Annotated in this window: 7 protein-coding genes and 1 pseudogene; 7 read left to right on the top strand and 1 reads right to left on the bottom strand. The window is 62.0% G+C overall.

Features of this window, described 5'->3' with window-relative positions; translation table 11 throughout:
• From AC6CIG_RS18305 to AC6CIG_RS18275, 7 genes and pseudogenes are all read left to right on the top strand, one after another.
• Positions 1-172 (top strand): annotated as a pseudogene (locus AC6CIG_RS18305) (S-(hydroxymethyl)glutathione dehydrogenase); the annotation flags it as partial.
• 8 nt (positions 173-180) lie between these two features.
• Positions 181-1,011, top strand: a complete 831-nt coding sequence (gene fghA, locus AC6CIG_RS18300) for an S-formylglutathione hydrolase (protein ID WP_018098069.1) — start codon at positions 181-183, stop codon at positions 1,009-1,011.
• A 13-nt stretch (positions 1,012-1,024) separates the two neighbouring features.
• Positions 1,025-1,435, top strand: coding sequence for a c-type cytochrome (locus AC6CIG_RS18295; RefSeq protein WP_018098068.1), 411 nt, complete (start codon positions 1,025-1,027; stop codon positions 1,433-1,435).
• 176 nt (positions 1,436-1,611) lie between these two features.
• Positions 1,612-3,417, top strand: a complete 1,806-nt coding sequence (gene xoxF5 / locus AC6CIG_RS18290) for a lanthanide-dependent methanol dehydrogenase XoxF5 (protein ID WP_018098067.1) — start codon at positions 1,612-1,614, stop codon at positions 3,415-3,417.
• Positions 3,418-3,494: 77 nt separating this feature from the next.
• Positions 3,495-4,025, top strand: coding sequence for a c-type cytochrome, methanol metabolism-related (locus tag AC6CIG_RS18285; protein ID WP_026168921.1), 531 nt, complete (start codon positions 3,495-3,497; stop codon positions 4,023-4,025).
• Positions 3,982-4,851 carry a substrate-binding domain-containing protein gene (locus AC6CIG_RS18280; RefSeq protein WP_498323265.1) on the top strand — a complete coding sequence of 290 codons (870 nt, stop codon included), beginning with the start codon at positions 3,982-3,984 and terminating at the stop codon, positions 4,849-4,851. Before AC6CIG_RS18285 ends, AC6CIG_RS18280 begins: the two co-directional genes overlap by 44 nt.
• On the top strand, positions 4,848-5,393 hold the full coding sequence (locus AC6CIG_RS18275) for a PQQ-dependent catabolism-associated CXXCW motif protein (RefSeq protein ID WP_437408236.1): 546 nt from the start codon (positions 4,848-4,850) through the stop codon (positions 5,391-5,393). The genes AC6CIG_RS18280 and AC6CIG_RS18275 overlap by 4 nt, the downstream gene beginning before the upstream one ends.
• Before the next feature lie 113 nt (positions 5,394-5,506).
• On the opposite strand, the gene AC6CIG_RS18270 is transcribed toward AC6CIG_RS18275, so the two are convergent.
• A complete protein-coding gene (locus AC6CIG_RS18270; RefSeq protein WP_018098064.1) occupies positions 5,507-6,028 on the bottom strand; it encodes a DUF3280 domain-containing protein in 522 nt (173 codons plus the stop codon).
• Positions 6,029-6,148 lie beyond the last annotated feature (120 nt).

The following is a 6,148-nucleotide window of genomic DNA, read 5'->3' as shown; positions in this document are numbered from 1 at the left end:
CTTCGGCGGCGCGCGCGGGCGCACCGACGTGCCGAAGATCGTCGACTGGTACATGGAGGGCAAGATCGAGATCGATCCGATGATCACCCACACCATGCCGCTCGAGGACATCAACAAGGGGTTCGAGCTCATGCATTCCGGCGAGAGCATTCGGAGCGTGGTCCTCTATTGAGCGCGAAGATGGAACTCGTAACGCAAAGCCAATGTTTCGGCGGAACCCAGTCCGTGTACCGCCACGCCTCCGAGGTTTGCGGTGTCGAGATGACATTCGGCCTCTACATGCCGCCGCAGGCGCGGACGCGTTCGGTGCCGTTGTTGTGGTATCTCTCGGGCCTGACATGCACGCATGAGAATGCCATGATCAAGGCGGGTCTGCAGCGGCACGCGGCCGAGCAGGGGCTGGCGCTGGTTTTCCCCGACACGTCGCCGCGCGGCGAGGGCGTGGCCGACGACGAGGCCTACGATCTCGGTCAGGGTGCGGGCTTCTATGTCAATGCGACGCAGAAGCCCTGGTCGCCGCACTATCGCATGTATGATTACATCGTCACCGAATTGCCCGCTCTTCTGCAGGATCAGTTGCCGCTGAACGGGGTCAACGGGATCACCGGGCATTCGATGGGCGGCCACGGCGCGCTGACGATCGCCTTCCGCAACCCGGAACTGTTCCGCTCCGTTTCGGCCTTTGCGCCGATCGTCAACCCGACCCGGTCGGACTGGGGGCGCAAGCAGTTCTCCGCGTATCTGGGCGACGACGAGGCCGACTGGGGCAGCTATGACGCCTGCCTGCTTCTCGGCGAACTCGGCTGGCATGGCGATATCCTGATCGATCAGGGCGCGGCGGATCAGTTTCTGGACGAGCTGCAGCCCGAGGCGATGGCCCGCTTGCTGGCGGAGCGGCGGCAGGCCGGCGTCGTCCGGCTGCAGGCGGGTTACGATCACAGCTATTATTTCGTGGCGAGCTTCGGCGAGGACCACGTGCGCTGGCATGCAGAGCGGCTGAACGCCGCGTAAGGGAGAGGAAAGAATGGCTTTTAGACTTGGTACCCTACTGACCGCTTTCGTCCTGTTCGGTGGAATTCTTGGCGCTGCTGCGCCGGCTCTTGCTCTGGATCCTTCGGTCGGAGATCCCGGTGCAGGCGAGAAAGTCTTCCGCAAGTGTCAGGCCTGTCACGCCGTCGGTCCGGATGCCAAGTCGAAGACCGGACCCTTGCTGAACGGGATAATCGGCCGGTCGGCCGGCCAAGCCGAAGGCTACGCCTACTCGCCGGCGATGAGCAAGGCGGCGGAGGCAGGGCTTACCTGGACGCCGGAGAAGATCGCTGAGTTTCTGACCAGTCCGAAGGGCTTCCTACCCGGCACCAAGATGACCTTTGCGGGTCTGCGCAAGGATCAGGAGCGCGCCGATATAATCGCGTATCTGGCAACCTTTCCCTGACCGAAGAGGAGGAAGCGAAAACAAGGACAGAAGCAAGTTACCCCTGAAGCAGACGGAGCTTTCTCCAGCGGCAGGGGCAGAGTCGCAAGCCGATACCGGGAGATGAGGAGACCGCGAGGTTTTCCCGGAGCGAGCGGGTTCTAGGCCCTATCGGCAGCACCCAAGAGGAGGATGAAATGAAACGACTTCTTACAATGCTTGCCATTATGTCGATAGGCGGCGGTGCACAGGTCGCTTTCGCCAACGATGATTTGCAGAAGCTCATCGATGACCCCAATCAATGGGCTATCCAGACCGGCGACTATGCCAACCTGCGCTACTCCAAGCTCGACCAGATCAACAAGGACAACGTAGGCAAACTTCAGGTTGCCTGGACCTTCTCTACCGGCGTTCTGCGTGGTCACGAAGGTTCGCCGCTCGTCATCGGCGACCTGATGTACGTCCATACGCCGTTCCCGAACACGGTCTACGCGCTGGATCTCAGCAAGGATGGCCAGATCGTCTGGAAATACGAGCCGAAGCAGGATCCGAACGTGATCCCGGTGATGTGTTGCGATACCGTCAATCGCGGCGTGGCCTATGCGGATAACAAGATCTTCCTGCATCAGGCAGATACGACGGTAGTGGCACTCGACGCCAAGACCGGCAAGGTCATCTGGAGCGTCAAGAACGGCGATGCCACCAAGGGCGAGACGAATACCGCCACCGTCATGCCGGTGAAGGACAAGATTCTCGTCGGCATATCCGGCGGCGAGTTCGGCGTCCGCGGTCACGTGACGGCCTACGCGATCGCAGACGGGAAACTCCTGTGGCGCGGTTATTCCATGGGGCCGGACAGCGATACGCTGATCGATCCTGAAAAGACCACCCATCTGGGCAAGCCGGTCGGCAAGGACTCCGGCCTCACCACCTGGGAAGGCGATCAGTGGAAGATCGGCGGCGGCACGACCTGGGGCTGGTACTCGTACGATCCGGAAGAAAATCTGGTATATTACGGAACCGGCAACCCTTCGACCTGGAATCCGACCCAGCGGCCGGGCGACAATCGGTGGTCGATGACCATCTTTGCGCGTGATGTCGATACCGGCATGGCCAAATGGCTCTACCAGATGACGCCCCATGACGAATGGGACTATGACGGCGTCAACGAGATGATCCTGACCGAACAGCAGATCGACGGCAAGGACCGCAAGCTGCTGACCCACTTCGACCGGAACGGCTTCGGCTATACGATGGACCGCGTCACCGGCGAGCTGCTCGTGGCCGAGAAATACGACCCCACGGTCAACTGGGCAACTGAAGTGGTCATGGATCCGAATTCCGACAAATACGGTCGGCCTCAGGTCGTGGCACAGTATTCGACGGAGCAAAACGGCGAAGACACCAACACCACCGGCGTTTGCCCGGCGGCACTCGGCACCAAGGACCAGCAGCCTGCGGCCTATTCGCCGAAGACCGAGCTGTTCTATGTGCCGACCAACCACGTCTGCATGGACTACGAGCCGTTCCGGGTAAGCTACACCGCCGGCCAGCCCTATGTCGGGGCCACGCTGTCGATGTACCCGCCGAAGGACAGCCACGGCGGCATGGGCAATTTCATTGCCTGGGACAACAAGGAAGGCAAGATCAAGTGGTCTCTGCCGGAGCCGTTCTCGGTCTGGTCCGGCGCTCTGGCAACAGCCGGCGACGTGGTCTTCTACGGAACGCTCGAGGGCTATCTGAAGGCGGTCGACGCGGCAACCGGCAAGGAGCTCTATCGCTTCAAGACGCCTTCCGGGGTGATCGGCAACGTGATGACCTATGCCCGTGAAGGCAAACAGTACGTGGCCGTGCTCTCGGGTGTCGGCGGCTGGGCCGGTATCGGTCTGGCAGCGGGCCTGACCAACCCGACTGAAGGTCTCGGAGCCGTCGGCGGCTACTCTGCCCTCAGCAACTACACCGCACTCGGCGGCACGCTTACCGTGTTCAAGCTGCCGGAATAAGAGGCAATCTTCGCCCGGGAGTTGGCGCGGGCTCACAAGCCCGCGCCAACTCATATCAGCCCCCAAAAGGACGCAAGATGACCAGATCAAGACCAGCCATACCGATGATCCTCGCCTTTTTGACGTTTATGGCGAGCGCCGCAGGCGCAGAAGATGCGCCAAAGGACAACATCACCGCTGTGCGCGACGAAAACGGGCGCTACTACACCGCTGACGACGTTCCCACTTTCAAGATCGCCGAGGACGGCACGGTCGACTGGCTTACCTATTCGGGCTTTCGCCGCTATCACTCGGAATGTCACGTCTGTCATGGCCCTGAGGGCGAGGGGTCGAGCTATGCGCCGGCCTTGAAGACCTCCGCGATAAACATGGACTACTACGATTTCGTCGATGTCGTCACGAATGGGCGCAAGAAGGTGAACGCTGCCGAGAACTCGGTGATGCCTGCCTTCGGCGAGAACGTCAACGTGATGTGTTATCTCGACGACATCTACGTCTATCTGAAAGCGCGCGGAGCCGATGCGCTGCCGCGGGGACGTCCGGCCAAGAAGGAAGCGAAATCCGATGCGATCAAGGAAGCTGAAACGGCTTGTCTCGGTCACGAGTAGCCTCCTGGCAGGCGCCGGCGCTCTGTTGCTGGCGGTCGCCGGGTCTCAGCCGGCGGTAGCCCAGACATCGGACCTGGTGTCGAATACGGCTTTTCGCGTCTGTGCCGATCCGGCAAATCTGCCGATGTCCGATCGTTCGGGTAAGGGATACGAGAACAGGATCGCCGAACTGATGGCATCCAAGCTCGGGCTGCCGGTGGAGTACACCTGGTTTCCGATGGCGACCGGCTTCGTGCGCAAGACCCTGCAGGCCAATGCCTGCGATGTGGTCATCGGTTTCGCCCAGGGCGACGAGCTGGTCCTGAACACCAACCATTACTATACCTCGTCCTATGTGCTGATCGTTGCGTCGGAGGGTCCGCTGGGCGGCGTCACGACGCTCGCCGACCCGCTTCTCAAGGACAAGCGGATCGGTATCGTCGCGGGAACGCCGCCGGCGACCCATATGGCGAGAAACGGACTGCTGCCCAAGGCGAAGGGGTATCATCTGATGGTCGACCGGCGTTATGAGGATCCCGCCGACGACATGCTCGCCGACCTGGAATCCGGCGCCCTCGACGCAGCCATCCTCTGGGGGCCGATCGGCGGGCCGCTCGTCAAGGCAAGTCATCCGAAGCTGAAGGCGACTCCGCTCCTGTCGGAGACCACGCCGCCAAGGCTCTTCTACCGCATCACCATGGGCGTGCGGCAAGGCGAGAAGGTCTGGGAGCGCAAGCTCAATTCCCTCATTCGTCGCAATCAGTCCGAGATCAACGCGATCCTCGCCGAGGCCGGCGTGCCGCTCCTGAACGACATGGGGACCGGCCCGCTCGAGGCGCAGCAATGACCCGCCTCCAGCGCTTTTCTCTGGTCCTGCTCCTGCTTGCCGCCTTCCCGGCGGCAGCGGCCGAGGAGCCTGCCGGCTACCGGGAGAGCGAATACCGCGCCGAGGTGCCGGCGACGCTTTCCGGCGCGACCGTCGTATCGACCGAAGCCGCCCATGCATTGTGGAAAACCGGTCAGGTGTCCTTCATCGACGTCCTGCCGCAGCCGCCGAAGCCCGCCAACCTGCCCGAGGGAACGGTCTGGAACGAGAAGCCGCGGCTGTCCATTCCGTCTGCCCTATGGCTGCCGAATGTCGGCTATGGCCGGCTGGCGGACGTCATGCACGCCTATTTTCGCGCCGGCCTGGAAAAGGCCACCGGTGGCGACAAGAGCCGGCCGGTGCTGTTCTTTTGCCTCGACGGCTGCTGGATGTCCTGGAATGCCGGAAAGCGCGCCCTGGAATACGGCTACACCCATGTCTTCTGGTATCCGCAGGGCACAGATGGCTGGACGGCGGCCGGCTATCCAACGGAGCGCATCGAGCCGGAGCCCGGCGGCCGGTGAAATGAGGGAACGTATCGGAGGACTGCAATCTCTCCTCTTCGCGTCATCCCTGTGACGAGCGCTCAAACAGGCGGCGGGTATCCCAATCTTAAAAGGCCTTAATCGGGCATCCTTCAGGATTTGAAGAAGTGGTTTTTCAGGATGTAGCGGATGCCGCGCAGCCAGCTGTCGTCGGTGTTCGAGCGGATGTCGACGGCAAGGCCGCGCAGCATCTCGCCGGAGTCCACGTCGCGCAATACGAGCTCCACCGACAGGATAAGGTTGGAGATCTTCCGCACCTCGCCGACCAGCACATAGTCGGCGCCGAGCCGCTCCCCCATACTCAGGTCGCAGCCGTTGCAGTCGGCCGGATTGACCGTACTGGCGAGGTCGGCTGCCACCGGCTCGTTCGTGAGAATGACGAAGCCTTCCTGAACGAAGCGGTCGCGCGCCGCGTCTTCCATGAGCTCGAGCCGCGCGGTCTCGTCGGCGCGCACTCCGTTATAGGCGCCCTCCGTCGACAGATCGATGAATGTCATGCCGAGGAATGCGACCTTGGCGCCCGGCGCCAGCGGCTTGTCCAGCGCAGCACGAGCGAGCGCCGGCGACAGGGCAAGAACAAGGATCGAGACGAGGACTGTCAGGATGTGCCGCATGACATCCAGCCTAGCACACGCATGTCGCTAAACTACGCTCCTTAAGTATCGGTTTTGCCACACCTACTGCGCTGTTAGTCTCCATATCCGAGGGAGTGTCAGGGAGATTGGGAGGTCGTT

The organism is Sinorhizobium sp. GQ132 (assembly GCF_059758575.1).
Note: the sequence above shows the minus strand (reverse complement) of the source record. Positions and strands in the feature narration are given on the sequence as shown.

Bases quoted from the DNA above. Each gene is read 5' to 3' on its own strand.
- fghA (WP_018098069.1), top strand. From the start codon at position 181: ATGGAACTCGTAACGCAAAGCCAATGTTTCGGCGGAACCCAGTCCGTG.
- AC6CIG_RS18275 (WP_437408236.1), top strand. From the start codon at position 4,848: ATGACCCGCCTCCAGCGCTTTTCTCTGGTCCTGCTCCTGCTTGCCGCC.
- AC6CIG_RS18270 (WP_018098064.1), bottom strand. From the start codon at position 6,028: ATGCGGCACATCCTGACAGTCCTCGTCTCGATCCTTGTTCTTGCCCTG.
- xoxF5 (WP_018098067.1), top strand. From the start codon at position 1,612: ATGAAACGACTTCTTACAATGCTTGCCATTATGTCGATAGGCGGCGGT.
- AC6CIG_RS18295 (WP_018098068.1), top strand. From the start codon at position 1,025: ATGGCTTTTAGACTTGGTACCCTACTGACCGCTTTCGTCCTGTTCGGT.
- AC6CIG_RS18285 (WP_026168921.1), top strand. From the start codon at position 3,495: ATGACCAGATCAAGACCAGCCATACCGATGATCCTCGCCTTTTTGACG.
- AC6CIG_RS18280 (WP_498323265.1), top strand. From the start codon at position 3,982: ATGCGATCAAGGAAGCTGAAACGGCTTGTCTCGGTCACGAGTAGCCTC.